Below are 24,595 nucleotides of genomic sequence, written 5' to 3' on the forward strand. Positions count from 1 at the left end.
ACACGTTGACTGAGTGACCGCTGTCGCGCGCTGCTCGACCTAGCGCGCCGGCAACGCGATGGCCTGGTCTTCGACGCAGGCCACCAGTCTTTCGCCCGTGCCCAGCACCGGCGCGATACCTGCGGTGAATCCTGAGAAGGCGGGCAGGATCGTCATTCCCTCGCGCAGCCAGAACGATGGCCAGCGCCGCTGCATGCCCGGCAGGCGGGCCAGTGGATGCAGGTGGCCGCACAGCACGTGCAGGCCGGGCTGACGCTGCGGTGCGTGACGCAGCAGGAACGGTCCCTCCTGGACACGTTCACCCAGCAGGTCGATGCCGAGATCGGCCTTGGGCAGCACCCGGTCATGATTGCCCTCCAGCGCGCCGATCCAGAGCCCGGGATGTTGTTCGCGCCAGCCCTGCCATTGCCGGTACCACGCGGCGCGGTGTGCAGCGCCATGCAGTACATCGCCGAGTATCCACAGCTGGCGCACCGCGTGCTGCTGCACCATCGCGCCGAGACGCTGCAGATCATCGGAGGTGCCCCCGCTGGGCAGGCCGATGCCCGAGCGCCGGAACAGGTCCGCCTTGCCCAGGTGCAGATCGGCGATCATCAGGCCCTGCCGCGCGGGCCAATACAGCGCACGCGCGCCAAGCAGCTGGACGGTTTCGCCGGCGAGGGGGATCGGCAGTTCAGGCGCCATGGCGTTTCTCCAGTTGCTGTGCGGCGCGCAGGACGCGGGTCTTCCAGTCTTCGTTGCTGAGCTGGCCGCGCAGTCGTTCGGCCCACAACGGGAAGGACAGCGGGCCCAGGCTGGTGGGGTGCTGCAGGCTCAACGTGCGTGCCTGGCTGGACGCCAGCGCACGCGCCAGGCTGCCGAGATCGAGTTGATCGTGCAGCACCTCGTGTTCGGCCAGCGTCAGCAGGATGTGATCCGGATCATGCTGACGCAGCACGTCGTACAGCAGCCCGCTGGAGGCCTGCAGCTGGCGCAGGCTGCGTGGCGTACGGCCGGGCAGGGCCGGCACCAGCATGCCGGACACGCGCGCGATGTCGCGGAACTGGCGTCGCGCCAGTTCGCCCAGGTTGAGGCTCTCGCGCAGATCCGTGAGCAGTCCTTCCGGTTCCAGCAGGGTGCGCACGCGCGCGGCATCGATCTCGACGGCATGCGCCGGCGCCAGCACGAACCCATAGTCGTTGGCCGCGTAGCCGAACGTATTGGTCTGCACGCGCGTCCAGCGCATCGCCATCAACGCGGCCAGCCCTTCATTGACCTGGCGGCCGGCGAAGGGATACACGAACACGAACTGACCTTCGCGGCGGCGGACGTGTTCCACCAGCAGCAGCTCGGGCGCGGGCAACGCGGACAGGCGCGTCTGCAGCGACAGCAGCGGCGCCAGCCACTGCATCTCCGGGCTCTCCGGTGGGCGGGCCAGCACCGCTTCCATTTCATGCCCGAGCGCCTCGGAGAGCGGCAGGCGCCCGCCCTGCCAACGAGGCACCACACCGTCGCCGCCGCGCGCCAGCCGCACGTACGCGGTCAGATTCTCCAGGCGCACCAGTTCGAGCAGGCGCCCGGCGAACTGGAAGCGATCCCCCGGGCGCAACCGGCTGAGGAACTGTTCCTCCACCGCGCCGAGCCGGCCGCCGCGCAGGAACTGGACCATGACGCTGCCATCGCTGGTGATGGTGCCGATCGACAAACGATGTCGCAGCGCGACGCGACGGTCATGCACGCGGTAGATGCCATCGTCATCGCGCACGACTTTGTGGAAATCCGGATACTGCGACAGCGCGCGACCGCCCTGCACGATGAACTCCAGTACACCCTCCCAGTGCGCGTGGTCCAGCGCGGCGAAGGCATGCGTGCGTCGTACCTGCGCGAACAGCGCATCGGGATCGAAGCCACCGCCGAGCGCGCAGCTCACCGCGTGCTGCGCCAGGACGTCCAGCGACAGCCGCAGCGGCCGGCGGGCCTCGATATGGCCCTGGGCCAGGGCGCGTCGCGCCGCGGCGTACTCGACCAGCTCCAGCGCATGCGAGGGCACGCACACGATGTGCCCGGATTCGCCGGGGCGATGTTTGGCGCGCCCGGCACGTTGCAGCAGGCGGGCGATGCCCTTGGGGCTGCCGATCTGCAGGACCTGGTCGACACTGGGGAAATCGACGCCGAGATCCAGGCTGGACGTGGCGACCACGCAGCGCAGCCGGCCTTCGCGCAGGCCTTGTTCCGCGGCACGGCGCAGGGCCGGGTCGAGCGAGCCGTGATGCAGGGCGAGCGTGTCCGGATCTTCCGGCCACACCGCCGACAGTGCCTGGTGCCACAGTTCGGCGTGGGCACGCGTGTTGGTGAACAGCAGGCTGGTGCGCACCGCCAGCAGTTTTTCCAGGACGCGCTGCAGCTGCGACAGGCCCAGATGACCGGCCCACGGGAAACGCTCGCCCTGGGCCGGCAGCAGCGTCTCCACGCTGACCGGGCGCGGCCGCGCGCCGGCCACCAGCGGCGCGTCGGGCAGGTCCGGCAGCAGCACCTCGCGCGCCTCTTCCAGGTTGCCGAGCGTCGCCGAGAGCCCCCATACCTGCAGGGTGGGCAGGGCATCGCGCAGCCGGCGCAGGTTCAACTGCAGCAGCACGCCACGCTTGTTGCCCAGCAGTTCGTGCCACTCATCCACGACTACGCAGCGCAGGTGCTGCAGGCGCGCCATCGTGTCGGGATAGCTCAGCAACAACGCCAGCGACTCCGGCGTGGTCACCAGCACATCGAGCCGGCCCTCGCGCGCCAGGCGCTTGTCGCGCGCGCTGGCATCGCCGGTGCGCAGGCCCACCTGCCAGTCCAGCCCGAGCGCGTCCAGCGGCTCGCGCAGCGCGCGCGCGGTGTCGGCGGCCAGCGCACGCAGCGGTGTGATCCACAGGACCTGCAGGACCGGCACCGGTGTCTTCGCACGGCCGCGGGTCGTCCGTGGCGGCGGATCGTGCAGCGCCTGCAGCAGCGGACCGCCGAACATCGCCAGTGTCTTGCCGCTGCCGGTGGGTGTGTGCAGCAGGCCGGACTCGCCGGCCAGATAGTGCCGCCACATCGCTTTCTGGAAGGGCAGCGGCGCCCAGCCCCGGCTGGCGAACCACGCCGTCAGGCGGGCCATGGCCTCCCGTCGCGTCACCGCGCCAGCGCCTGCAGCTGGGCCAGGGTGTCGGCCTCACTGGCCGGCTTGTCGTGCCGCCAGCGCAGGATGCGGGGGAAGCGCACCGCGATGCCGGACTTGTGGCGCTTGCTGCGGTTCACCGCTTCAAAGCCGAGTTCGAACACCTGCTCGCCACGGACGCTGCGCACCGGCCCGAACCGTTCGATCGTGTTCGCGCGGATCCAGCGGTCCAGCGCGAGGATTTCCTTGTCGTCCAGGCCCGAGTACGCCTTGGCCACCGGCACCAGGATCTCGCCATCCCACACCCCGAAGGTGTAATCGGTGTACAGCGTGCTGCGCCGGCCATGGCCGGACTGCGCATAGATCATCACCGCATCGATGGTCAGTGGATCGATTTTCCATTTCCACCAGTCGCCGCGCCGGCGTCCCGCCTGGTAGACCGAATCGCGGCGCTTGAGCATCAACCCTTCGACACCACGCTCGCGGGCGAGATCGCGGTGCAGGGCGGCGGCGCTCCAATCCGCGACGCTGACCTCCGGCGACAGCATCAGGCGCGGGTCGTCCAGCGTGGCGAGTACGTCGGCCAGGCGCGCACGCCGTTGCGAAAGCGGCAGCGCGCGCAGGTCTTCACCGCCCAGCTCGAGCAGATCGTAGGCGAGCACGCGCACCGGTGTATCGCGCAGTGTCTTCGGCCCGGGCTTGAGCCGCTGGATGCGGGTCTGCAGCGCGGTGAACGGCAGTGGCAGTGCGTCGCCGTCGGCCCAGGCCAGCAGCTCGCCATCGATCACGCAGCCATCGGTCAACGCCATCGCCGCCGCGTCGATTTCGGGGAAGCGGCCATCCAGCCGCTCTTCGCCGCGCGACCACAGCGCGACCTCGCCCTGGCGACGCAGCACCTGCAGGCGGATGCCGTCCCACTTCCACTCCAGCAGCCAGTCCTCGATCGGACCGAGCGTGTCGACCTCCGCCTCCAGCGGCGAGGCCAGGAAGAACGGGTAGGGCTGCTGGCGATCTTCAGGGCGTTCTTCCGGTGACAGCAGGGCCGCGAGCAATCCGGGCGTCGGCACCCAGCTGCCGAGCATGCGCTGGGCGATGCGCGCGATATCGATCCCCGACCACTCCGCCAGTGCCTGCTGCACCAGCCGCTGCGACACGCCCACGCGCAGCGCACCCGTCAGCAGCTTGTTGAACACCAGACGCTCGTCGAAGGCGAGCTGTTGCCAGGCCCCGGTGATGGCTGCGTGGCGTACCGGTTCGGGTTGATTGGCGACCGGCAGCAGTTTCTGCTCGATCCAGTCGGCCAGCGCGATATCCGCGCCGACCTGCAGCGGATCGTCCATCAGCAGGGTCAGCGTCTCGGCCAGGTCGCCCACCTGGTCGTAGCTGTCGTCCACCAGCCAGGCCGGCGTGTCGGAGATCTCCGCGACCCACGCGCGCAGCTCGGCGTTGCCGGCGATCTTCCGGCGCGCGCTGGTGACCTTGCCGCCGGCCAGCAGGAACAGCGCCCACGCCGCGTCGTGCGGGGGCGCCTGCTGGAAGTAGCGCACCAGCGCGGCGCGCTTGTCGCCGGTGGCGGTGCTGCGGTCGAGTTCGCTGTAGAGCGCGGCGAAGCGTTTCATTCTTCGTCCCCGTAGCCGGTGGCGAAGGCCTCGGCGGCGACGCCGCGCTCGCGCAGGAACCGGATCAGCGCGTCGGTGTTGCCGTGGGTGGCGATGACGCGACGGGCACCGGTCTCGGCGATGGTGCGCAGCAGGTCGGGCCAGTCGGCATGATCGGAGACGACGAAGCCACGGTCGTAGTTGCGGCGGCGGTTGCCACGCACCCGCATCCATCCGGACGCGAAACCAAGCTGCGCGCGCTTGAAGCGGCGCATCCACGCACTCCCCGCCGCCGAGGGCGGGGCCAGGATCAGCTTGCCGGCGAACTCCGCACCGCGGGCCTGCTCGCTGACCGGCTCGGTGGCGAGCATCGCAATTCCGGCCTCGCGGTAGACCGCCACCCCGGTGGCGATCGCGCCATGCAGCAGCGCCGGCTGCGTATCCAGCGGCAGCAGTTCGGCCAGGATCCGCTGTGCCTTGCCCAGCGCGTAGCAGAGCAGCACGGCCGCCTCGCCGCGCGCTTCGCATTCGCGCCGCCACGCCACGATGTCCGCCGCGACCTGCGACGTGTCCGGCCAGCGGTACACCGGCAGGCCGAAGGTCGCTTCGGTGATGAAGGTGTCGCAGGGCACCACTTCGAACGGGTCGCAGCTCGGATCGTGTTGCCGCTTGTAGTCGCCGGAGGCGACCCAGACCCGTCCTGCATGCGCGATTCGCACCTGGGCCGAGCCGAGCACGTGCCCGGCCGAATGCAGGGAGATCTCGGTGTCGCCGAGGGTGAAGCGTTCGCCGTATGCGTGCGCGCTGCAGTCCACATCGCCCAGCCGCCAGCGCAGGATCGGCAGGGTCTGCGTGGTGCAGTGGTAGTGGCCCATGCCGTTGCGCGCGTGATCGCCATGGCCGTGCGTGATCACCGCCCGCGGCACCGGGCGCCACGGGTCGATGTGGAAATCACCGGCCGGGCAGTACAGCCCCTCGGGCCGGAGCACCACCAGGTCGTCGTTGTCGGCATCCGCGTTCATGCCTGCACTGTGCCGCCGCGCTCGTGCAGGAGGTGAGAATCCGCATGAACGGCGGCCTGCAGGGGGATGCGGCAGAATCGGTGCATCTGTCTGCAAGGAGCTCGCCGTGATGACGTCAGCATTGCCCGCGTTCGAAACGCACGAGGTGAGCAACCAGCCGCCACCATTCGGGGGGCGCAATCTGTGGGCCGATGACGTCGCGCTGGCCGAAGCAGTGCAGCGCGAGGGAGGCGCCGCGTTCATGGGCCAGCTGGCGCGCTATGGCGGCCTCGCCGGCGATGAGCTGTACCGGATCGGCTTCGACGCCAATCGCGATCGGCCGCGCCTGCGCACCCACGATGCGCAGGGCCATCGCATCGATACGGTCGAGTTCCATCCGGCGTACCACCAGCTGATGATCACGGCGAAGACGCACGGCGTGGCCGGGCTGTCCTGGCACGATGGTGGGCCGGGTGCGCATGTCGCGCGCGCGGCATTGAGTTATCTGCATCACCAGGCCGAGGCGGGGACCAGTTGTCCGCTGACGATGACCCACGCCGCCGTCGCCGTGCTGCGCCAGGATCCGTCGCTCGCCGTCTGGGCGGACAAGGCGGCGGCCCCGCATTACGACCCGCGTGACGTGCCGATCGCCGACAAGACCGGGATCACCTTGGGCATGGGCATGACCGAGAAGCAGGGCGGCTCGGACGTGCGCAGCAACACCACGCGGGCCGAGCCCCAAGCCGATGGCAGCTATGCGCTGGTCGGCCACAAGTGGTTCTTCTCCGCGCCGATGTCCGATGGCTTCCTGGTGCTGGCGCAGGCGCCGGGGGGACTGAGCTGCTTCCTGATGCCGCGGCGCCTGCCCGATGGCAACCGCAACGCGTTCCGGCTGATGCGCTTGAAAGACAAGCTTGGCGACTGGTCCAACGCCTCCAGCGAGGTGGAGCTGTGCGGTGCCTGGGCGCAGCGTGTCGGCGATGAAGGGCGCGGGGTGGCCACCATCATCGGCATGGTCATGATGACGCGGCTGGACTGCATGCTCGGTGCCGCCGCCGAGATGCGCATGGCGCTCGCCCAGGCGCTGCACCACACACGGCACCGCAGCAGCTTCGGCACGCGGCTGAGCGAGCACCCGCTGATGGCCAACGTCCTGGCCGATCTGGCGATCGAATCCGAAGCGGCCACGGTGTTCGCCATGCGTGTGGCGCGCGCGGTGGACCAGGCCGGCGCCGATCCACAGCAGGCCGCGTTCGCGCGCATCGCCACGGCCGTGGGCAAGTACTGGGTGTGCAAGCGCGCGGCCGTGTTCGTCAATGAAGCACAGGAGTGCCTCGGCGGCGCGGGCTATGTGGAGGAGTCGATGCTGCCGCGGCTGTACCGGCAGGCGCCGTTGAATTCGATCTGGGAAGGCAGCGGCAACATCCAGTGCCTGGACGTACTGCGTGCCTTGTCACGCGAACCGCACGTGCTGCACGCGCTGGATGCGGAATTGAATGCGGTGGCCGGTGCCGATGCGATCTATGACGCTGCGCTGCGGGCGTTGCGCGCCCAGCTCGCGGCCACGCCGGAGCAGGCACAGGCCCGCCGTATCACCGAACGCCTGGCGCTGCTGTTGCAGGCCGCGGTCCTGCTGCGGGCGCAGAGTCCGAACACATCGGCCTTCATCCGTTCACGGCTCGATGCCGAGCATGGGATGGCGTTCGGCACGTTGCCGGCGGATATCGATTTCGGGGCCGTGCTGGGCCGCGCACTCCCATAACGCAGACGCCCCCTCCAAGGGAGGGGGCGTCGTGACCCACGTGATGCACTTGAAGGACGGCCGGACTCAGCGCTTGGCTTCGTTGGCGTTCCTGTTGGCATCGTCCGCGACGTCGCGTGCCTTGTCGGCGACCTTCTGCGCGGCGTCGGCGGTGGACTCGCTGGCGTGGGCCGCCGCATCCTTGGCGGCGACCTTGGCTTCCCCGGCAGCTTCGGAGGTGGCCGCTGCAGCGCGGTCGAGCGCCTGCTGGGTATCGGCGGCAGCGCGCTCGGAGGCGGCCGCGGCATCATCGGCGGCACTGCGGGTGGCCGCAGCAGCCTTGTCGACGGCTTCGCGCGCGGCGGCATTGGTGCTGTCGGCGGCCTGCGCGGCGTCACGGCGGGCCTGTTCGGCCTCCGGGCCCTTGCATGCGGCCAGGCCGAGCAGCAGGGAAGCGGCCAGCAGGGAGGTGGTCAGCGGACGGATCTTCATGTGGCGCTCCAGAACGGCGATGGATGGGAGGCCAGCCTATTCATGCGCCTGTGAAGACGCGGTGCGCGCGGCAGCGCGGTAAAGAACACCCAAAGAAAAAGCCGCTGGCGAACCAGCGGCTTCTTCAGACCTGCTTGAAGAAAGAAGTTATTACTTCTTGGCTTCTTCAGCAGCGTCCTTGGCCTGCTCAGCGGTGTTTTCCGCAGTCTTGGCAGCGTCCTTCGCCTGCTCAGCAGCAGCGTCGGTGGCAGCGCCAGCAGCCTGGGCAGCGGCATCAGCCGAAGCGTCAGCAGCGGTGGTGGCGGTGTCAGCAGCAGCCTGGGCAGCGTCAGCAGCCGGGGCGCCAGCAGCAGCGGCCTGGTCAGCAGCGGCCTGGGCGTCAGCGGCGGCTTCGTTGGCCGAAGCGGCGGCGTCAGCAGCCTGCTCCTGCTTCGAGCAGGCGGTCAGGGCCAGGCCCAGGGCCATTGCGATCAGCAGCTTGTTGATGCTCATTGTTGTGAATCCTCGTCGTTAGATTAGGCAACGCGCTATTGCGCGCCCGGCAACATGATGACAAGCCACGATTGGCTGTCAAGCGATCGCGCATTCAGTTTTGAGAAATGCGCGTTAAACCAAATCAAATCAATTCGATAGCGATGGCGGTTGCTTCGCCACCGCCGATGCACAGGGTAGCAATTCCGCGCTTGGCGTCACGCTTGCGCAATGCGTTCACCAGCGTGACCACCAAGCGTGCACCCGACGCACCGATGGGATGACCCAATGCGCAGGCACCGCCATTGACGTTGACCTTGTCGTGCGGAATGCCCAGCTCGCGGATCGGCGCCATCGCGACCACGGCGAAGGCTTCGTTGATTTCGAACAGGTCCACCTGGTCCAGCGTCCAGCCGGTCTTTTCCAGCAGCTTCTGGATCGCACCGATCGGCGCGGTGGTGAACCACTCCGGCGCCTGCGAATGAGTGGCATGGCCGACGATGCGGGCCAGCGGCTGCAGGCCGCGGGCGGCGGCGTCTTCCTCGGCGAGCAGCACGACCGCGGCGGCGCCGTCGGAGATGCTCGAGGAGCTGGCGGCGGTGACCGTGCCGTCCTTCTTGAACGCCGGGCGCAGGGTCGGGATCTTGGCGATGTCCGAGCGGCTCGGCTGTTCGTCCTGTGCGTACTCGACCTCACCCTTGCGGGTGCTGACCTTCACCGGCACGATTTCACCGTCGAAGGCGCCATTGGCCTGCGCGGCCTGCGCGCGGCGGACCGATTCGATGGCGAAGGCATCCTGGTCCTCGCGGCTGACCTGGTACTTCTCCACGGTGCATTCGGCGAACTCGCCCATGGCCTTGCCGTCGTAGGCATTGACCAGGCCGTCGTGGGCCATGTGGTCGATCACCTGGAAGTTGCCGAAGCGGATGCCGGTGCGCGAGTTGGGGATCATGTGCGGGGCGTTGGACATCGACTCCATGCCGCCGGCGACCACGATGCTGGCCGAGCCGGCCTTGATCAGGTCATGCCCCAGCATGATGGCCTTCATGCCCGAGCCGCACACCTTGTTGAGGGTGGTGGCGCCGGTGGAGACCGGAATCCCGGCGGCGATCGCGGCCTGGCGGGCGGGCGCCTGGCCGAGATTGGCCGGCAGCACGCAGCCCATGATCACTTCGGAAACGTCCGCAGCCGGTACTCCGGACTGCTCCAGGGCCGCTGCGATCACGGTGGCCCCCAGGGTCGGGGACGGCACGCCGTTGAACTGGCCCAGGAAGGAGCCGATGGCGGTGCGCTTGGCGGCGGCGATGACGATGTTGGACATGTGCAATCTCTTTGGTGCGTGAGCGAAGAGCGGAATGGGAACGCGGGCGTTGGAAGCCGCCGCATTTCCCGGCAGACTGCGTGGGGGTCGGTCCAGTATAGAGGGTCGGCATTGACCGCCGGTGTCTGCCCGGGAGGCAGGCAGGTGGGGAAGGTCCATTCACAAGGGGAGCAGGGATGAAGCAGGTTGTGATCGGCAGGTCGGCCTTGGCCGCGGCATTGGCGTTGGCACTGAGTGCCTGCGGAGGCGGAGGCAGCAATGTCCGCGGGGATCTGGAGCCGTCGCCGCCTCCGACCCAGCCCCCGTCGCCGCCCCCCACCACGCCACCTTCTCCACCGCCGACCACGGCGCCGACGCCGCAGCCGGCGATCGACGCGCACCTGGCCATCGTCCAGGCGGGGCCGGCGCAGTCCGCCGGCTGGACCGGCGCAGGCGTGCGCATCGGCATCGTCGATTCGGGCGTGAACCGTGAGCATCCCGCGCTCAGCGGACGGGTGCTGGCGAACTACAGCTACGTCGATCCGCGCGTGAACAACGTCAATGTGGACGACGTGGTCGGCCACGGCACCGTCGTCGCCGAACTGGCCGCCGGTCGCAGGGTAGGCAGCTGGCCGGGCGGCGTGGCCAGCGAAGCGCAGATCGTCTCGGCGCGGATCATCGCCGACAAGCGCCCCGTCGATGACGGCTCGGGCAGTGGCAACGAAGTGACCGGTGCGATCGGCCTGGACGGCGTGCATCAGGACCTGATCGCGGCCGGCGTCAAGATCATGAACAACTCGTGGGGCGGCCTGTACTGGACCAACCCGTCGGCCACCGCGCCGATCGCCCAGGAATACCGGCCCTTCATCATCAGCAACGGCGGCCTGGTGGTGTTCGCCACCGGCAACGAGAGCAAGCCCGATCCCTCCAGCATGGCGGCGCTGCCCAGCCAGGTTGGGCCGGGCGGCAGCCTGCCCGCGGCGGATCTGGAACGCGGCTGGCTGAGCGTGACCGCGGTCGATACCGCAGACCCGGGCAAGCTGGCTTCGTATGCCAACGCCTGCGGCGTCGCGGCGCAGTATTGCCTCGCCGCACCGGGCACGGTGGCCTATGTCGATCCGGCCAACAAGGGGGGCACGCCGGAGTACTACTATGGCTCGGGCACGTCCTATGCGGCGCCGCTGGTCTCCGGCGCGGCGGCCCTGGTGTGGCAGAAATATCCGTATTTCACCAACGACCTGGTGCGCCAGACGCTGCTGGGCACCGCGACCGATCTCGGCGCGGCCGGCGTGGACCGGACGTTCGGCTACGGCCTGCTCAACATCGCCAAGGCGATCAATGGTCCGGCGAGGCTGGACTGGGGCGATACGACGGTCAATGTCAGCACGCTGGGGCTGGATTCGGTGTGGAGCAACGACATCAGTGGCAACGGCGGGCTGACCAAGCAGGGTGCGGGTGCGTTGACCCTGGCCGGCGCCAATACCTACACCGGTGACACGTTCATCGAGCGCGGCACCCTCGCGCTGCGCGGCGGTGCGTCGCTGCGTTCCAACGTGCTCATCGTGCCGCAGGCAGGCGATCCCAACGGCGCGGCGCTGCAGTTCATGAACGGTACCACGCGGGTGAGCGGCAACGTGGACAACGGCGCCAGCGTGATCCTGCGCAGCGACAACATCGATGCGGTCATCGAAGGCAACTACATCCAGCGTGCCAGCGCGCAACTGGTGGTCGCACTGGGTGCCAACCCGCTCATGGTGAACGGCACCGCCACCCTGGCCGGCACGGTCCGCGTGGACAGCATCATCGCCGGTTACGTGCCCCGGGACGGACGCACGCAGCCGCTGCTGCACGCCGACGGTGGGGTGACCGGCACCTTCGCCAGCGTCACCAACGGGCTGGCGCCCGGCACCCTGCTCCAGGCCAGCCTGCTGCATGCGAGCAACGACGTCACCCTGGTCACCGACCGCATCAACGTGACCAGCGCCAGCCTGCAGGCCGGCCTCGGTGGAACGGCGCTGGCGTCGGCGGCGCGCGTGGAATCCGCGTTCGAGGTGCTCGATGGCAACGGGGCGGCGCTGGACGGGTTCGCGGACGCGGCCGGCCAGCTGCAGCAGGTCGATGGGGCCAACGCCTTGCAGGCGAGCCTGGACAGCCTGTCCGGCAAGGCGCATGCGCTGGCCACGGCGGCGACCTTCGACAGCATCGACATGAACCGTCGTGCGCTGTCGGCACGGGTCGGTGACGTGCAGGCCGCACCGCGCCTGCGCGGTGCCTGGCAGAGCACGCTGGGCGAGGCGGGCCAGGGCAGCTTCGCCGGCAACGGGGTGGCGACCCGGGGCTGGATGATGGGCCAGGACATGGCGCTGGGCAGCCACGGCATGCTCGGTTTCGCGTTCGGTGAAACGCGCAGCTACGGCAGCCGGGAGTGGGGCAGTGACCGCGGCAGCGACCGTCAATCGCAGGCGCAGGTGTATGCGGGCTGGGGGACCGGCCGTGCGTATGCGATGGGCCAGATCGGTGCCGGCCAGTTCACCCGTGAGATCGATCGCCAGTTGCTGCTGGGGGCCGGCCAGTACGGCGTCAACGCGCGCTACGGCGGCAGCTTCAGCGCGGCCAGCGTGGAATCGGGCTACCGCTTCGGCAGCGCCACCGCCTCGCTGACGCCTTACCTGGGCGCCGAGTACGCCCGGGTGGACAGCGACGGTTTCAGCGAAGCGGGCGGCATGGGCTTTGGCCTGCGTGCGCACGATGCCGTGAGCACGCGCAGCCAGGCCCTGGCCGGTCTGCGTGCCGAGCGTCGCTGGGGCGGCTGGTCGCTGCGCGGCTACGCCGAGTGGCAACAGCATCTGTCCAGCGACGGCCTGGCCTTGGACGCCAGCTTCGTCGGGGTCGAGGCCTGGGCACCGGTGGCCGGGTTGCAGCCGGCCCGCTCGGGCGGGCTGTTCGGACTCTCGGTGGAATCGTGGCTGAGCCGCACCAGCCGCCTGGCGTTCGGCTACGACCAGCGCTTCGGCCCGCGGGGCGATCTGCGCCAGGTGCAGCTGCGCTATTCGGCCGGGTTCTGACGGCCGGTCTCACTGCGACGTGTGTAAAAAAGAGGGCGCGATCGATGATCGCGCCCTCTTTCGTTGTATCGCCCAACGGCTCAGTTGCCGCGCAGGGTGCCCCGGCGCGGGGTGCTGGGACCCAGCGGCATCTTCAGTTTGCCGATCGACAGGATGCGCGATTCGGCGATCTGGTCGGCGGCGCGCTGCGGGGCGATGCCCTCGGCCTGCGACAGCGCGAAGATGCGGCCGAGGTTGTGGTAAATGCTGCGGATCAGGCGCATCGCGCGCTCACGGTTGTAGCCGTCGATTTCCAGCGAGACGTTCATGACACCGCCGGCGTTGACCGCGTAATCCGGTGCGTAGAGGATGCCGCGCGCATGCAGTTCGTCGCCTATTTCCAGGCTCGAGAGCTGGTTGTTGGCGGTGCCGCAGACGATCCTGCACTTCAGCCGCGGCAGCGTGTCCGGATTGATCGCCCCTTCCAGCGCGCACGGCGCGAAGATGTCCGCGTTGACGTCGTAGATGTCCTCCGGCTTGACCGCTTCGGCACCGTATTCGGTGACCGCGCGGTCAACGCGCGCGCTGTCCAGGTCGCTGACGTACAGCTTGGCGCCGCGGTCGCGCAGCAGCTTCACCAGTTCCATGCCGATGTGGCCCAGGCCCTGCACCGCGATGCTGGCCTTGCCGACTTCCTCATGGCCCAGCTTGTGCTGCATCGACGCCATCAGCGCCTGCAGGGCGCCATACGCCGTGAACGGGGCCGGATCGCCGGAGCCGCCATGCACCTGGTGTACGCCGGTGACGTACTCGCTCTCCAGATAGATGTTCTCCATGTCGTTGACATCGGTGCCGACGTCCTCGGCAGTGATGTAACGGCCACCCAGCGAATCCACGTAACGGCCGAACGCGCGGAACAGCACCTCGGACTTGTCGCGCTTCGGGTCGCCGATGATCACCGCCTTGCCACCGCCCACATTCAGACCGGCCAGCGCGTTCTTGTAGGTCATGGTGCGGCTCAGCCGCAGCGCGTCGGCGAGGGCCTCGTCGGTGCTGGCGTAGGGGCGCATGCGCACACCGCCCAAGGCCGGGCCGAGCGTGGTGTTGTGGATGGCGATGATCGCCCTCAGACCGGCGTCGCGGTTGTGGCAGAACACCACTTGTTCGTGACCGGTGGTTTCGAGGGTTTCAAATAACATGGTGGCTCCGATGGTGCGAACGGTGGCGAACAGCGGCGAACGCGCCAGCAAAAGGTGGGTTGTAAAACAAAAAAAGCGACGTCGTCGGGTCTCGGACGGGTCGCGCGGCGCCATTCTAGTGCATTCCGGCGGAGGGTGTTGTCAGGGCTCTCCCGTCGCGCCGCCATTAAAGTTGCTGAAGCACAGGCCGATGCCGTGGCAACGGTGTGGATGGCCGGTCATCGCAGGAAGGATCACGTGGGCGCAGTCGCAATAAGGCAAGTGCGGGATCCGGCGTGTCCAGGGCCATGGGCGTGATCGGCGTGATGCTGGTTGGCGCCGCCGTGCTGGCGTTGCTGGGGGTGATCGGCCTGGTCCGCCACCGGCGTGCCGTGGCGCAGCCATCGAGAGCGCGTGCCGCCGCCGGGCAGGCGGGGGCGACGGCAGTGCCTGCCGCCGCTCTGTCGCCGGGCACCGATCCGGTCGCGGTGCTGCAGGCCGGGCTGCACACGCTCGCGCTGGTGCCCCGCAGTGGCGATGCCGCCGATGCCGCGGCGCCGCACACGGTGGAACTGCGCGATGCTGTCACGGCGTCGCTGCTGGCCCGTGACTGGTCGGCCAAGCACCTCCCACGTCGGCCGCAGCTGCTGCCGCAGCTGATCCAGACCGTCAACGACAGCGATGCATCGGCACGTGCGATGGCCGCGATCATCAGCCAGGATCCGGTGCTGACCGGCAACCTGCTGCGCATCGCCAACAGCCCCGTCTACCGGGTGCAGGCGCGCCCGGTGGAGACGCTGCAGCGCGCGGTCACCCTGGTGGGGACCGATGGCATCCGCCAGATCATCAGTGCGGTGCTGGTACAGCCGGTGATGCAGCTGCAGTGCGATGCGTTTCCGCAGTTCAGTGCGGTGATCTGGGAGCACGCGCTGCTGGCCTCGCGCGCGGCCGCCGACCACGCCCGCACGGTGACCCACGAAGATGGCTTCGCCGCGCAGTGGCTGGGCCTGACCCAGGGCCTGGGCGCAGCGCTGGTGATGCGCCACCTGCTCGATGCCTGTGCGCAGCAGTCGGTGGCCGCGCCACCCCGTGCGCTGGCGGCGGACCTGCTCGACAACTGGATCCTGCCGGTGGCCAGCCGCATCGCGGCGGCATGGGAGCTGCCCAAGGCCGTGCACGACGCCTTGATCCGCCAGAGCGGCAGTGGACTGGCGGCGAGCCTGCGTTTCGCCCGCGCGGCGGCGGCGGCCAGCCTGCTGTGCCGGCACGGCCAGATCGGCCAGGTCCAGGCGCTGGCCCTGCTGGAACAACTGGACGGCACGCCGCCGCATGCGCTGCAGTGGATCTGGCGGCGCGTGCACGGGCGTGCGGTGGAGACCCTGGACGGTGAAGAAGCCGAGCTCGAGGTCGCCGGGGCCGGCTGAGCTAGAGCTGCGATTCCAGCGGCAGCCAGCTGATCGCGCGCGCGCTGACGCGCAACCAGAACCCGGTATCCGGTTCGGTATACAGCCACTGCGGTGGCTGGGCATCGCGTTCCAGCCAGCGGACGTCACCGTCCGGCCCCAGGGCCACCCAGTAGCTCTGGCTCGGGCTGGCCAGGCGCAGGTACTCCTGGCGCAGCTGCCCGGCCAGTACGGGGTCGTCGAACAGCACGCCCATCTCGGTGTTGAGATAGGCCGAACGCGGGTCGAGGTTGAACGAGCCCACGAAGCCCCGCCGGTCATCGACCATGAAGGCCTTGGTGTGCAGGCTGGCGCCGCTGCTGCCGAACAGGCCGCCGCCGTCGACGTTGCCGCGCGATTTGAGTTCGTACAGCTGCACGCCACTGCGCAGCAGCGGCGCCCGGTAGTGCATGTAGCCACTGTGCACGGCGGCCACGTCATTGGCGGCCAGTGAGTTGGTGATCACCCCGACCTGGGCACCGCGCGCGACCATCGCGCCCAGCCCTTCGGTGCCGTCCTCGCCGGGCACGAAATAGGGCGAGATCAGCAGCGCCTTGTGCTGTGCGCTTTCCAGTTCCTCGACCAGGCGCGTCACCAGCCAGCCGGCCTGGTCGTCGCGGCGATGCTTCATCGGTGGATCCGAGGCGATCTCCACGTTGGGCGTCCAGTGCAGGTCGAGCGCATCGCGGTAATACGAGCGCTCCGCCTGTGAACGCGCCACGCGCGCCAGGTACGGCTTCGCACTGTCCAGCCGCGCTTCGTGTTCGCTTTCGCGGATCAGCAGGCGCAGCTGCGGTTCGGTGTAGAACGCCAGGGCGCGGATCGGCACCGCGGTGTCGCTGTTCCAGTAGTCGTCGAAGATCGTGTTGGCCTGCTGCACCGCTGCACCGGCCACCAGCAGGTCCAGGTCGCGGAAGTTCACGTCGGGGCGTGCGCTGAAATACTCCTCGCCGATGTTGCGGCCGCCGACGATCGCCACGCGTCCGTCGGCGATCCAGGACTTGTTGTGCATGCGGTGATTGACGCTGAAAACGCGCTGCACCATCTCGACCAGGCGCCAGAGCCCGCTGCGGTTGCGGAACGGGTTGTACAGGCGGATCTCGATGTTGGGATGCGCATCGAGCGCCATCATCAGCGCGTCCTTGTCCTGCGCGTTCATGTCGTCGAGCAGGATCCGGACGCGCACGCCACGCTCGGCCGCGCGGTACAGCTCGTTGGTCATGAGGTGGCCGATCAGGTCGTCGTGCCAGATGTAGTACTGCAGGTCCAGGCTGCGGCCGGCGTGCTGGGTGATCACCGCGCGCGCGGCGTACGCGTCGAGCCCGTCGGACAGGAAGGCGACACCGGTCTGGCCGGGATGTTCGGCCTGCAGGCGGACCAGCTCGCGATCGATCGGGGTCTGGTCGGCCCGGGTGGGCAGCACCGTGGAACGCTCGCCCACGGCCTGCGGGGTCAGGTGGTCGGCCAGCAGCAGGCCGCTGAGCACCAGCAGGATCAGCAGGGCGACAACGATCCCCAGCCAGCGCAGCAGCCGGCGCCAGAACGGTTTTTTCTCGGTCATGCCCCGATCGTAAGCGGGAGGGGCGTGCAGGGCGAGTGCTGGCGCGGTTTAGAAACGCTCGTCCGGTGCCAGGTAACGCCACTGGCCCGGGACCAGCTTGCCCATCGCCACGCGGCCGATGCGCAGGCGGCGGATGCTGATGACCTCCAGCCCGACCTGGGCGCACATGTCGCGCAGCTGGCCCGGATGCACCGGCTTGATCGCAAAGCGCAGGCGGGTTTCGTTCTGCCAGCTCACCTTGCACGGTGGCAACGGCCAGCTGCGGAAGCTCAGGCCGTGCGCGAGGCGCTTCATGCCATAGGGCGCCAGCTCGCCACTCACTTCGACCAGGTATTCCTGCTCCAGCGTCGCACCGCGATCCTTCAGGTGCGAGATCACGCGTCCGTCCTGGCTGACCACCACCAGGCCGCTCTCGTCGTCGGACAGCGGCATCACCAGCTGCAGGGCGTGGAAATGCCGCTGCAGCAGGGTCACGCCGGTGGCATCGAGCTCGCTGCGGCTCTCCGGGGTGACCAGCGCGCACAGTTCGTCCGAGCGCATGCCGGCCGGCTTGTGCAGCAGCATGCTCACGGTTTCGGTCCGGGTCGCTTCGGCGTTCTCGCGCAGCACGATCGTCTCGTCGGTGACCATCGTCTGCGGTTGTTCGACGACCTGGCCGTTGACGGTCACCCAGCCGCCCTCGATATAGCGCTGGGCGTCGCCACGGGAGCAGCCGATCAGGCTGGTCAGGCGTTTGTCGAGTCGGATCGGGTCGGTCATCGGGCAGGCAACATAAAACGGGAAGCGGGCGGGGAGTGTACTGGCTGGGGCGCGGCGCTGCGCGATGACGGCCGCCGCGGCTCAGCCCGGCGTGCGTTCCAGGTGGGTCAGGTACAGGCGCAGGTCGAACTCCAGCTGGTGGTAGTCCGCTTCCATGTGGGTGCACAACTGGTAGAAGGCCTTGTTGTGGTCCGATTCCTTCAGGTGGGCTAGTTCATGCACCACGATCATCTTCAGGAACGGGGCCGGGGCCTCGCGGAAGACCGTGGCGATGCGGATCTCGCGGCTGGCCTTGAGCCGGCTGCCCTGCACCCGCGAGACCGTGGTGTGGGTGCCCAGTGCGTGTTTGAGGACCTGGAGCCTGCTGTCGTAGATCACCTTGGACAGCGGCGCGGACTGGCGCAGGTAGCGCTCTTTCAGGCCCTGGGTGTAGTCGTACAGCTGGCGGTCGTTGCGCACCGTGTGCAGCTCGGCGTAGCGGCGTTCCAGCCATGGCCCCAGCCGGTCGCCCGCGATCAGCTCGCGCACCTGCTGCTGCAGGGCGTCGGGATAGCCGGCGAGGTACTTCAGGGCGGTCATCGGGCGGTTGGGGCGGGACGGGCAGACCAGTATGATGGCCTCCGGAATCCCGCAACAACAGATGCTAGGCGTATGGCGAAGGCAAATCCCCTGCAGGAGCAGCTGCTCAAGGCTGGGCTGGTCAAGAAATCCCAGGTCTCCCAGGCCGCCCGTGAACAGGTGAAAGCCCGCCACGGCAAGGCCCCGGTCGCGCCCAGCGAGAGCCAGCGCGAGGCCGATCGCCTGCGCGCGGAGAAGGCCGAGCGCGATCGCGCGCTGGAAGCCGACCGCAAGGCCAAGGCCCATGCCCAGGAACTGCAGGCCCAGGTCCGCCAGATCATCGAGGCGCACAAGGTCAAGCGGGAAGGCGAGAGCGAGTACCGCTTCAACGATGGAACGCTGATCCGCACCCTGCTGGTCAACAACGTGCTGCGCCGCCAGCTGGCCTCGGGCAGCCTGGTGATCGTGCGCCATGGCGACGGCTTCGAACTGCTGCCGCGTGCGGCTGCCGAGAAGGTCCGCGAGCGCGATGCCAGCGTGATCGTGCTCGACAACAGCCAGCCCGGCAGCGAGCCGAGCACCGGCAACGCCGACGACGATGCGTACTACGCCCAGTTCCAGGTGCCGGACGACCTGGTCTGGTAAGCCGCGCCTGAAGCGTTCACCCGGCGCCGCGCGCGTTCAGCCCTACGTCGGCTGGGCAGCGGGGCCCGGGTCTATGCTGGTGCCCTGACACCGGCATGGGAGACACATCATGGCGACAGGTTGGGCAGGCGACGGCGCCGTCCAGGATCAGATCGACGCCACCGTCGATGAGGCCATCCAGCGGGCCCGCGCACAGCTGCGCGACGGCCCCGGGCTGACCCACTGCGAACAGTGCGAGGCACCCATTCCCGAGGCGCGGCGCAAGGCCGTCCCCGGCGTTCGCCTGTGCGTGCGCTGCCAGGAAGAAGAAGACGCCGCCCAGCACGAAGGCAGCGGCTACAACCGGCGCGGCAGCAAGGACAGCCAGCTTCGGTAGGTGCCGACCGTTGGTCGGCACGCAATGACGCATACCGACCAACGGTCGGTATCTACAACCGGCGTGGCACGCGCCCTCAACCGTCCCCCTGGATCCCGCCGGGTGCCTGCGACGGATCTCGCCACCGGCGTACCGTGCGCTGGAAGAACATGTTGTTCGGCATCTGCAGCACCGTGCCTTCATGCCCGCTGCCGGTTTCCTGCAACGTGGTGTAGATCAGATTGATGTCGATCACGCGGCCCTTGAGTCCAGGCTTCTCACCGTTTTCCAGCAGCTCGATGTAATCGTGCAGGCGGAACGGCCGCGTGGTGAAGATCAGCAGCGTGCAGAAGATGTTGGACAGCACGCTCCACGCGGCGAAGAACGCCACCGCGCCGACCGCGGCGAACCCGGTGAAGGCGGTCCACAGCACCGTTGCCGAGACGCCCACGATGTTGAGCACGATCAGCAGCACGGTGAAATACACCAGGAAGGTGAACACCCGACGTGCGCCCATGATCATTTCCGGCGGGAGTGTGTAGTGCTCACCGACGCGGCGGATCAGCCGCCGGGCAACCAGCCGCAGCAGCCAAGCCACCAGCAGGGTCACCAGAATCTGCAGGGCAGGGACCCCGTAGTGCAGCCAGTCGTGGGTCCAGGCGGGCAGATGGTCTTTCATGGGGGCGGAATTCCTTTGCAGCGATAGTGCCGATCCCGCCATGGTAATGCCGATGCGCCTCGCCGCATCGTGGTGTGCGCTTACGGCCGCGGGCTGCCGTACACATCGAACGCAGCGATCATCGCCGAGGCGCACAGCGGCGCGTTCTGCGCGTACTGCAGGCAGACATCCGGCGCTTCGGGCGCCAGCGTGACCCGGATCTGCAAGGGGCTCCACGGCAGCGTGCAGCCGGTGGTCAGTGAGAGCAGCAGGGCCAGGCAACTGGAAGGCATGGGGATACTCCTTGGCGGGCGCCGGTAGTGACAAGGGATTGGATGCAGCGCCGGCCAGGAAGGTTTAAAGGCCGCGCAGAAAAAGAACTCCAGCGGCGGCTTAAACCTTTTCCATGCCCCCCGCATCCAACGGATATGCTCGACACGACCATGCCCACTTCCAGCGCCCCGCCCGAGGCCGATGCCGCCGATGACCACGCCCTGGTGCGTGCCGCGGCGGCCGGTGACGTCACGGCGTACGAGCGGATCTACCGGCGCCATTCGCCACGGGTGTACGCCGTGCTGTGGCGCCTGTGTGGCGGCCATGCGGCCCGCGCCGAGGATGCCCTGCAGGAGGCTTTCCTGCAGGCATGGCGCGCGTTGCCGGGCTTCCGTTTCGAAAGCAGCCTGGGCACCTGGCTGCACCGCCTGGGCGTCAACGCCGCGCTGATGGAGCTGCGTGCCAATGCCACCGGCGATGCACGCGATGCCGGCGAGGAAGGCTGGGAGTCGTTGGCGATGCTGCCCGCCCAGGACCGCTGCGCCGGGACCTCGATGGACCTGGAGCGGGCGCTGGAAACGCTGCCGCCACGGGCCCGGGCGGTCCTGGTCCTGCATGACATCGAAGGGTGGAAACACCAGGAAATCGCCGACCAGCTGCAGATGGCCGTCGGCAGTTCCAAAGCACAGTTGCACCGTGCGCGCGGCCTGCTGCGTGCGCGCCTAGGAGAAACCGCATGAACCCCCATGATTCCGATCACGACGAGCTGACTGCACGCCTGCATGCCCTGCCGGCCGAGCGCGTCCCGCCGGCGCGGGTGTGGCAGGCCATCGCCGCCCAGCTGCCGGCGCAGAGCGCAGCCACGTCCCCGGCGGCGACCGTGCCTACGTTGTCGACGCGTCGCCGACGTGGCCGCTGGCCGCTGCGTATCGGGCTCGGCCTGGCGGCCGCGCTGGCGCTGCTGATGGTGGTGCCGACCCCGGTCCCGCATACGCCGGCACCGTCGCTGCTGCAGCGCCAGGCCGATGCGATGGCCGGCGAATACCAGCAGGCCATCGCCGCCCTGCCCAATGCCGAGGTCACCGAGGAATGGCGCCCGGCCCTGCACGAACTCGATGCCAGTGCGGACACCATCCGCGCGGCCATCGCTGAGAATCCGCGCTCGCGCTATCTGCTCGGGCAACTGCAGCGTACCTATGCGCTGCGGCTGGAACTGACCCAGCAGGCGGTGTTGTCCACCGGCCTGCCCACCTGAAGGAGAACCCCATGCGTATTCCTCTGTCCCTGATCGCCGCGCTTGCCCTGTGCCTGCCGCTGGTCGCGCAGGCCGCCACCAGCATCAACGAGCGCCATCCCCTGGGCGCCGGCGGGCGCGTGGAAATCAGCAACATCGCCGGCAAGGTCACCGTCCGTGGCTGGGATCGCAGTGACGTGGCGCTGACCGGCTCATTGGCCGACGGGCTCACCCTCAAGCAGGACAAGAGCAGCAACCGCGTGCGCTGGGAAGTGGAGTATCCGCGCGGCCGCAGCAATGGCGGCGCGACCCTGGAGCTGCGCGTGCCGCGTTCGGTGGAAGTGCAGCTGGGCACCGTCAGCGCGGACATCGACGTGGCCGACATCGACGTACGCCGCCTGCAGGCCAACAGTGTCAGCGGCAGCATCACCGCCGCCGGGCGCAGTGGCGAGACCACGTTGAACACGGTCAGTGGTGGCATCCGTTCGCAGCTGCAGACCGCACGGCTGGATGCGCGCACGGTCAGTGGCCAGTTGCTGGCCGGCGGTGGGGCGTCAGGGGAAGTGGCGGCCGAATCGGTCTCCGGCCGGGTCAACGTCAATGCCGGGCGGATCCAGCGGCTGGCGGTGGAAACCGTCTCGGGCAGCCTGGATGTGAGCGCGACCGGCATGGCGCCGGGCGGCAAGGTGACGATGCAGACGGTCAGCGGTTCGGTCGCGCTGAAGCTGCCGGTGAACGTATCGGCGCAGTTGAACGTCAAGACGTTCAGTGGCGGGATCCAATCCGATGCCGGGCAGGTGGAGAAGCCCCGCTATGGTCCGGGCAGCAGCCTGGATGCGCGTCTTGGCTCGGGTGATGGGGATATTTCGATCAACGCCCATTCCGGGAGCGTGCGGGTCAGCCTGGGCCGCTGAGTGCGGCCACCGCACCGGCCGATGCCGGTGCGGTCGGCAGCAATGTCAGCCGGCTTTTTTCAGTGCCAGGGTATTGCCCAGCACTTCGATCTTGCCGCCACCCTTGCGGAAGGCAGCCAGATCCGCAGCGATGCTCTGGCTGCTGACGGCGGAATTGGACCCTTGCTTGCGGTCGACGCGAACGGTGTTGCTTGCCTTGGGGGAGGTCTTTGGCGTACGAGCCATGGATGCTCCTGCTATGGATGAAGCGTGGAAGAAAACGTCGACAGATCCTGCTGTTGTCGACGGTAGTCCTGCCGCACGAGGCGGCAATCATCGCCGCCCATGTCGAACTGGCGGCAGATCGCGGGTCGCTGCGAGTAGATCGTGCAGCGCAGGTGATAGGGGTCGATCGCAGCGCACCAGCCTTCTTCGTTGCGTGCCATCACCGTGCCGCCACGCGCATCGGTGTCCAGCAGATAGCCGGGCACGTTGTCGTCGGGCATCACGGTGACGGTGAGCCGACAACACACCGCGTCGCAACGACGGCAGTCGATGGGGTCGGGCTCGGACGATGTAAGGAGTGCAGCCAGGCGTTCGCCCAATCTGAGTGTCTCTTTGGCGGCTCGGGGTGAAGCATGCTGTGAGCGAGCCGGATCACAGCGATGAGCGATCCCGGCACCGCGGACAGGCCGACGGTGGCAGTATCGAAGAGGACGGTGGCCAATCAGGGCCGGAAGATGATGCTGGGTGCGTCAAGCGCATTGCGCTTTGAAGCCGAAAGATGATAGCGCTTTCGGCGTAACGTTTTGTTAATAAGGCCGTTCACGCCTCTTCAGGCCTTGCGGGACAAGGCCTGGCGCAACAGGGGGTCAGTGGGCGGCGGCCAGTGCCAGCCCGTGGACCACACCGAAGGACGGATTGCCGCGGACCAGGGTCGAGCCCGGGAAGGCGTTGGCCACCGCCTGCTGCAGATAGCCGGCGCGCGACATGCCGCCGGTCAGGAACACCGCTGCCGGGTCGTGGCCGATGTCGCTGCGCACCTGCTCCAGCAGGGCGGTCAGCTCGCCCAGATACCCGCCGGCGGCGGTCTCCAGCCGCGAGGCATCGATCTGCATCTGCAGGCCGCGTTCGATGAAGTCCAGCGCGCTGTCGTGGCTGGCCACGCTGCTCAGGGCGATCTTGCAGCGCTCGACTTCGCGGTACAGGCGCGCGGTGTTGCCGGTGTCCTGCAGGGCGGTCAGGCGCGGACCGAACGGCGCGTCCACGTCGCGGTAGGTGTGCTGGCGGAAATCGCGCTGGCGGGTCATGTCCTGGACCATCGCCGCTTCCACGTAATGGTGCGCCGGCACCCGGGTGATGCCGCGGCCGAACAGCGGCATGTAGCCGCCCAGGCTGAGGGCCAGGTCGATATCGGTACCGCCGCGGGCGATGCCCCAGGCGCGGTGGATGGTCGGGGCCTGGCCACCGCCGACGCGGGCATGGGCGACGTCGGTGGTACCACCGCCGATGTCCACCACTACGGCGTCGTGCTCCTGCGGGCTCTCGGCGTGGTAATGCATCGCGGCGGCCGCCGGCTCTTCGAGGAAATCGATGCTGTCGAAGCCGGCCGCGATCGCCGCGCCGTGCAGGATCTCCAGCGCCTGCGCGTTGCCGGCCTCGCCGATCGAGCTGCGGAACTGGACCGGGCGGCCCAGCGTGGCGGTGCGGATCGGCGTGTCCAGCTGGCGCGAGGCGGTCAGGCGGATGTGCTCGAGGATGTGCGTGGCGATGCCGGCAATCGTCTGGCGCGCACGCGGGTGCAGGTTGTAGCCGAGCATCGACTTGGGGCTCTGCACCAGGTTGCCTTCGTTCTCTTCGAAGTAGGCCTCCAGCGCGTCATCGCCATAGACCGCGTTCTGCAGCAGGGTGGTGGAGCTGAGCGGCGCGCGCATCTGCTCTTCCATCCACTGCCGGCGCACCACGCGCAGGGCCTCGCGGCGCAGTGCATCGGGCGTGCGCTCCTGGCCGGCGGCGCGGGCATCGCGCGCGGCCGCATCGACCAGCCGGGCCAGATCGTGCTCCAGCGCCGGGGTCAGTTCGAAGTCATTCGGGTCGCGCATCACCTCGGGGAAATACACGGTGGTGCGGAACTGTTCGGCCTGGCCGAACTGGATCGGCACGACCTTGCCGTCGATCACCACGGCGGCGGCGGAGTTGCTGGTGCCAAAGTCGATGCCGAGTTTCATGCGCGGGCCGGGCCGGTGGTCAGGGGGCGCGCACTTTGCGGCA

At 68.6% G+C, this 24,595-nt stretch carries 24 protein-coding genes; 8 read left to right on the forward strand and 16 right to left on the reverse strand.

The features are described from left to right. Nucleotides 1–39: 39 nt before the first annotated feature. Genes pdeM through ABE473_RS11700 form a run of 4 tightly spaced genes read right to left on the reverse strand, consistent with a single transcriptional unit; the run spans nt 40 to nt 5,741 of the window. On the reverse strand, nt 40–684 hold the full coding sequence (gene pdeM, locus ABE473_RS11685; RefSeq protein WP_346489582.1) for a ligase-associated DNA damage response endonuclease PdeM: 645 nt from the start codon (nt 682–684) through the stop codon (nt 40–42). Next, nucleotides 674–3,121 carry a ligase-associated DNA damage response DEXH box helicase gene (locus tag ABE473_RS11690; RefSeq protein WP_346489583.1) on the reverse strand — a complete coding sequence of 816 codons (2,448 nt, stop codon included), beginning with the start codon at nt 3,119–3,121 and terminating at the stop codon, nt 674–676. Before ABE473_RS11690 ends, pdeM begins: the two co-directional genes overlap by 11 nt. A gap of 14 nt (nt 3,122–3,135) precedes the next feature. Then, nucleotides 3,136–4,740 carry an ATP-dependent DNA ligase gene (locus tag ABE473_RS11695; RefSeq protein WP_346489584.1) on the reverse strand — a complete coding sequence of 535 codons (1,605 nt, stop codon included), beginning with the start codon at nt 4,738–4,740 and terminating at the stop codon, nt 3,136–3,138. Further along, nucleotides 4,737–5,741 carry a ligase-associated DNA damage response exonuclease gene (locus tag ABE473_RS11700; RefSeq protein ID WP_346489585.1) on the reverse strand — a complete coding sequence of 335 codons (1,005 nt, stop codon included), beginning with the start codon at nt 5,739–5,741 and terminating at the stop codon, nt 4,737–4,739. Before ABE473_RS11700 ends, ABE473_RS11695 begins: the two co-directional genes overlap by 4 nt. A gap of 109 nt (nt 5,742–5,850) precedes the next feature. On the opposite strand from ABE473_RS11700, the gene ABE473_RS11705 reads away from it, so the two are divergent. Then, entirely contained in the window at nt 5,851–7,482 is a 1,632-nt protein-coding gene (locus tag ABE473_RS11705) for an isovaleryl-CoA dehydrogenase (protein WP_346489586.1), read from the forward strand. A gap of 66 nt (nt 7,483–7,548) precedes the next feature. Here ABE473_RS11705 and ABE473_RS11710 read toward each other — a convergent pair whose 3' ends face one another. The 3 genes from ABE473_RS11710 to ABE473_RS11720 form a co-directional block, all read right to left on the reverse strand. Further along, nucleotides 7,549–7,953 carry a hypothetical protein gene (locus tag ABE473_RS11710; RefSeq protein WP_346489587.1) on the reverse strand — a complete coding sequence of 135 codons (405 nt, stop codon included), beginning with the start codon at nt 7,951–7,953 and terminating at the stop codon, nt 7,549–7,551. A 150-nt stretch (nt 7,954–8,103) separates the two neighbouring features. Beyond that, the gene (locus ABE473_RS11715; protein ID WP_019183430.1) at nt 8,104–8,445 is read right to left on the reverse strand and encodes a hypothetical protein; all 342 of its coding nucleotides are present in this window, start codon (nt 8,443–8,445) and stop codon (nt 8,104–8,106) included. A gap of 124 nt (nt 8,446–8,569) precedes the next feature. Beyond that, nucleotides 8,570–9,745, reverse strand: coding sequence for a thiolase family protein (locus ABE473_RS11720; protein WP_346489588.1), 1,176 nt, complete (start codon nt 9,743–9,745; stop codon nt 8,570–8,572). Nucleotides 9,746–9,921: 176 nt separating this feature from the next. Between ABE473_RS11720 and ABE473_RS11725 the strand changes: the two genes are divergently transcribed. Continuing rightward, nucleotides 9,922–12,789, forward strand: coding sequence for a S8 family serine peptidase (locus ABE473_RS11725; RefSeq protein ID WP_346489589.1), 2,868 nt, complete (start codon nt 9,922–9,924; stop codon nt 12,787–12,789). 80 nt (nt 12,790–12,869) lie between these two features. On the opposite strand, the gene ABE473_RS11730 is transcribed toward ABE473_RS11725, so the two are convergent. Then, nucleotides 12,870–13,967 carry a Glu/Leu/Phe/Val dehydrogenase dimerization domain-containing protein gene (locus ABE473_RS11730; protein ID WP_346489590.1) on the reverse strand — a complete coding sequence of 366 codons (1,098 nt, stop codon included), beginning with the start codon at nt 13,965–13,967 and terminating at the stop codon, nt 12,870–12,872. 287 nt (nt 13,968–14,254) lie between these two features. Between ABE473_RS11730 and ABE473_RS11735 the strand changes: the two genes are divergently transcribed. Beyond that, nucleotides 14,255–15,370 (forward strand): HDOD domain-containing protein, encoded by a 1,116-nt coding sequence (locus tag ABE473_RS11735; protein ID WP_346489619.1) that lies wholly within the window; start codon nt 14,255–14,257, stop codon nt 15,368–15,370. Between the two features lies 1 nt (nt 15,371). Here ABE473_RS11735 and ABE473_RS11740 read toward each other — a convergent pair whose 3' ends face one another. The 3 genes from ABE473_RS11740 to ABE473_RS11750 all read right to left on the reverse strand — a co-directional run bounded on the left by ABE473_RS11740 (nt 15,372) and on the right by ABE473_RS11750 (nt 18,287). After that, nucleotides 15,372–16,949, reverse strand: coding sequence for a phospholipase D family protein (locus ABE473_RS11740; RefSeq protein WP_346489591.1), 1,578 nt, complete (start codon nt 16,947–16,949; stop codon nt 15,372–15,374). 48 nt (nt 16,950–16,997) lie between these two features. Beyond that, a complete protein-coding gene (locus ABE473_RS11745) occupies nt 16,998–17,708 on the reverse strand; it encodes an rRNA pseudouridine synthase (RefSeq protein WP_346489592.1) in 711 nt (236 codons plus the stop codon). 81 nt (nt 17,709–17,789) lie between these two features. Then, nucleotides 17,790–18,287, reverse strand: coding sequence for a M48 family metallopeptidase (locus tag ABE473_RS11750; RefSeq protein ID WP_123730546.1), 498 nt, complete (start codon nt 18,285–18,287; stop codon nt 17,790–17,792). Between the two features lie 72 nt (nt 18,288–18,359). Here ABE473_RS11750 and ABE473_RS11755 point away from each other — a divergent pair, with 72 nt between their 5' ends. After that, on the forward strand, nt 18,360–18,911 hold the full coding sequence (locus ABE473_RS11755; RefSeq protein ID WP_346489593.1) for a DUF2058 domain-containing protein: 552 nt from the start codon (nt 18,360–18,362) through the stop codon (nt 18,909–18,911). A 109-nt stretch (nt 18,912–19,020) separates the two neighbouring features. Beyond that, the gene (locus ABE473_RS11760; RefSeq protein WP_319211515.1) at nt 19,021–19,287 is read left to right on the forward strand and encodes a DksA/TraR family C4-type zinc finger protein; all 267 of its coding nucleotides are present in this window, start codon (nt 19,021–19,023) and stop codon (nt 19,285–19,287) included. 76 nt (nt 19,288–19,363) lie between these two features. Here the strand turns inward: ABE473_RS11760 and ABE473_RS11765 are convergent, their stop codons facing one another. Both ABE473_RS11765 and ABE473_RS11770 read right to left on the reverse strand, forming a co-directional pair. Beyond that, on the reverse strand, nt 19,364–19,945 hold the full coding sequence (locus ABE473_RS11765; protein WP_346489594.1) for a mechanosensitive ion channel family protein: 582 nt from the start codon (nt 19,943–19,945) through the stop codon (nt 19,364–19,366). A gap of 80 nt (nt 19,946–20,025) precedes the next feature. Further along, nucleotides 20,026–20,217 (reverse strand): hypothetical protein, encoded by a 192-nt coding sequence (locus tag ABE473_RS11770; RefSeq protein ID WP_346489595.1) that lies wholly within the window; start codon nt 20,215–20,217, stop codon nt 20,026–20,028. A 135-nt stretch (nt 20,218–20,352) separates the two neighbouring features. Here ABE473_RS11770 and ABE473_RS11775 point away from each other — a divergent pair, with 135 nt between their 5' ends. The 3 genes from ABE473_RS11775 to ABE473_RS11785 are packed head-to-tail and all read left to right on the forward strand — an operon-like array spanning nt 20,353 to nt 22,345. After that, nucleotides 20,353–20,937: a sigma-70 family RNA polymerase sigma factor gene (locus ABE473_RS11775; RefSeq protein WP_346489596.1), complete on the forward strand. Its 585-nt coding sequence runs from the start codon at nt 20,353–20,355 to the stop codon at nt 20,935–20,937. Beyond that, nucleotides 20,934–21,452: a hypothetical protein gene (locus ABE473_RS11780; RefSeq protein WP_346489597.1), complete on the forward strand. Its 519-nt coding sequence runs from the start codon at nt 20,934–20,936 to the stop codon at nt 21,450–21,452. Before ABE473_RS11775 ends, ABE473_RS11780 begins: the two co-directional genes overlap by 4 nt. Nucleotides 21,453–21,463: 11 nt before the next feature. Further along, the gene (locus tag ABE473_RS11785) at nt 21,464–22,345 is read left to right on the forward strand and encodes a DUF4097 family beta strand repeat-containing protein (protein WP_346489598.1); all 882 of its coding nucleotides are present in this window, start codon (nt 21,464–21,466) and stop codon (nt 22,343–22,345) included. 45 nt (nt 22,346–22,390) lie between these two features. Here the strand turns inward: ABE473_RS11785 and ABE473_RS11790 are convergent, their stop codons facing one another. The 3 genes from ABE473_RS11790 to ABE473_RS11800 form a co-directional block, all read right to left on the reverse strand. Next, complete coding sequence (locus tag ABE473_RS11790; protein ID WP_019183415.1) at nt 22,391–22,570, reverse strand: hypothetical protein; 180 nt, start codon at nt 22,568–22,570, stop codon at nt 22,391–22,393. Between the two features lie 11 nt (nt 22,571–22,581). Continuing rightward, nucleotides 22,582–22,830: a YkgJ family cysteine cluster protein gene (locus ABE473_RS11795; RefSeq protein ID WP_019183414.1), complete on the reverse strand. Its 249-nt coding sequence runs from the start codon at nt 22,828–22,830 to the stop codon at nt 22,582–22,584. Between the two features lie 366 nt (nt 22,831–23,196). Further along, entirely contained in the window at nt 23,197–24,552 is a 1,356-nt protein-coding gene (locus ABE473_RS11800; protein WP_346489599.1) for an Hsp70 family protein, read from the reverse strand. Nucleotides 24,553–24,595: the final 43 nt, after the last annotated feature.

It is taken from the genome of Stenotrophomonas sp. TWI700 (genome assembly GCF_039673645.1).
Classification (GTDB): Bacteria; Pseudomonadota; Gammaproteobacteria; order Xanthomonadales; family Xanthomonadaceae; genus Stenotrophomonas; species Stenotrophomonas maltophilia_AA.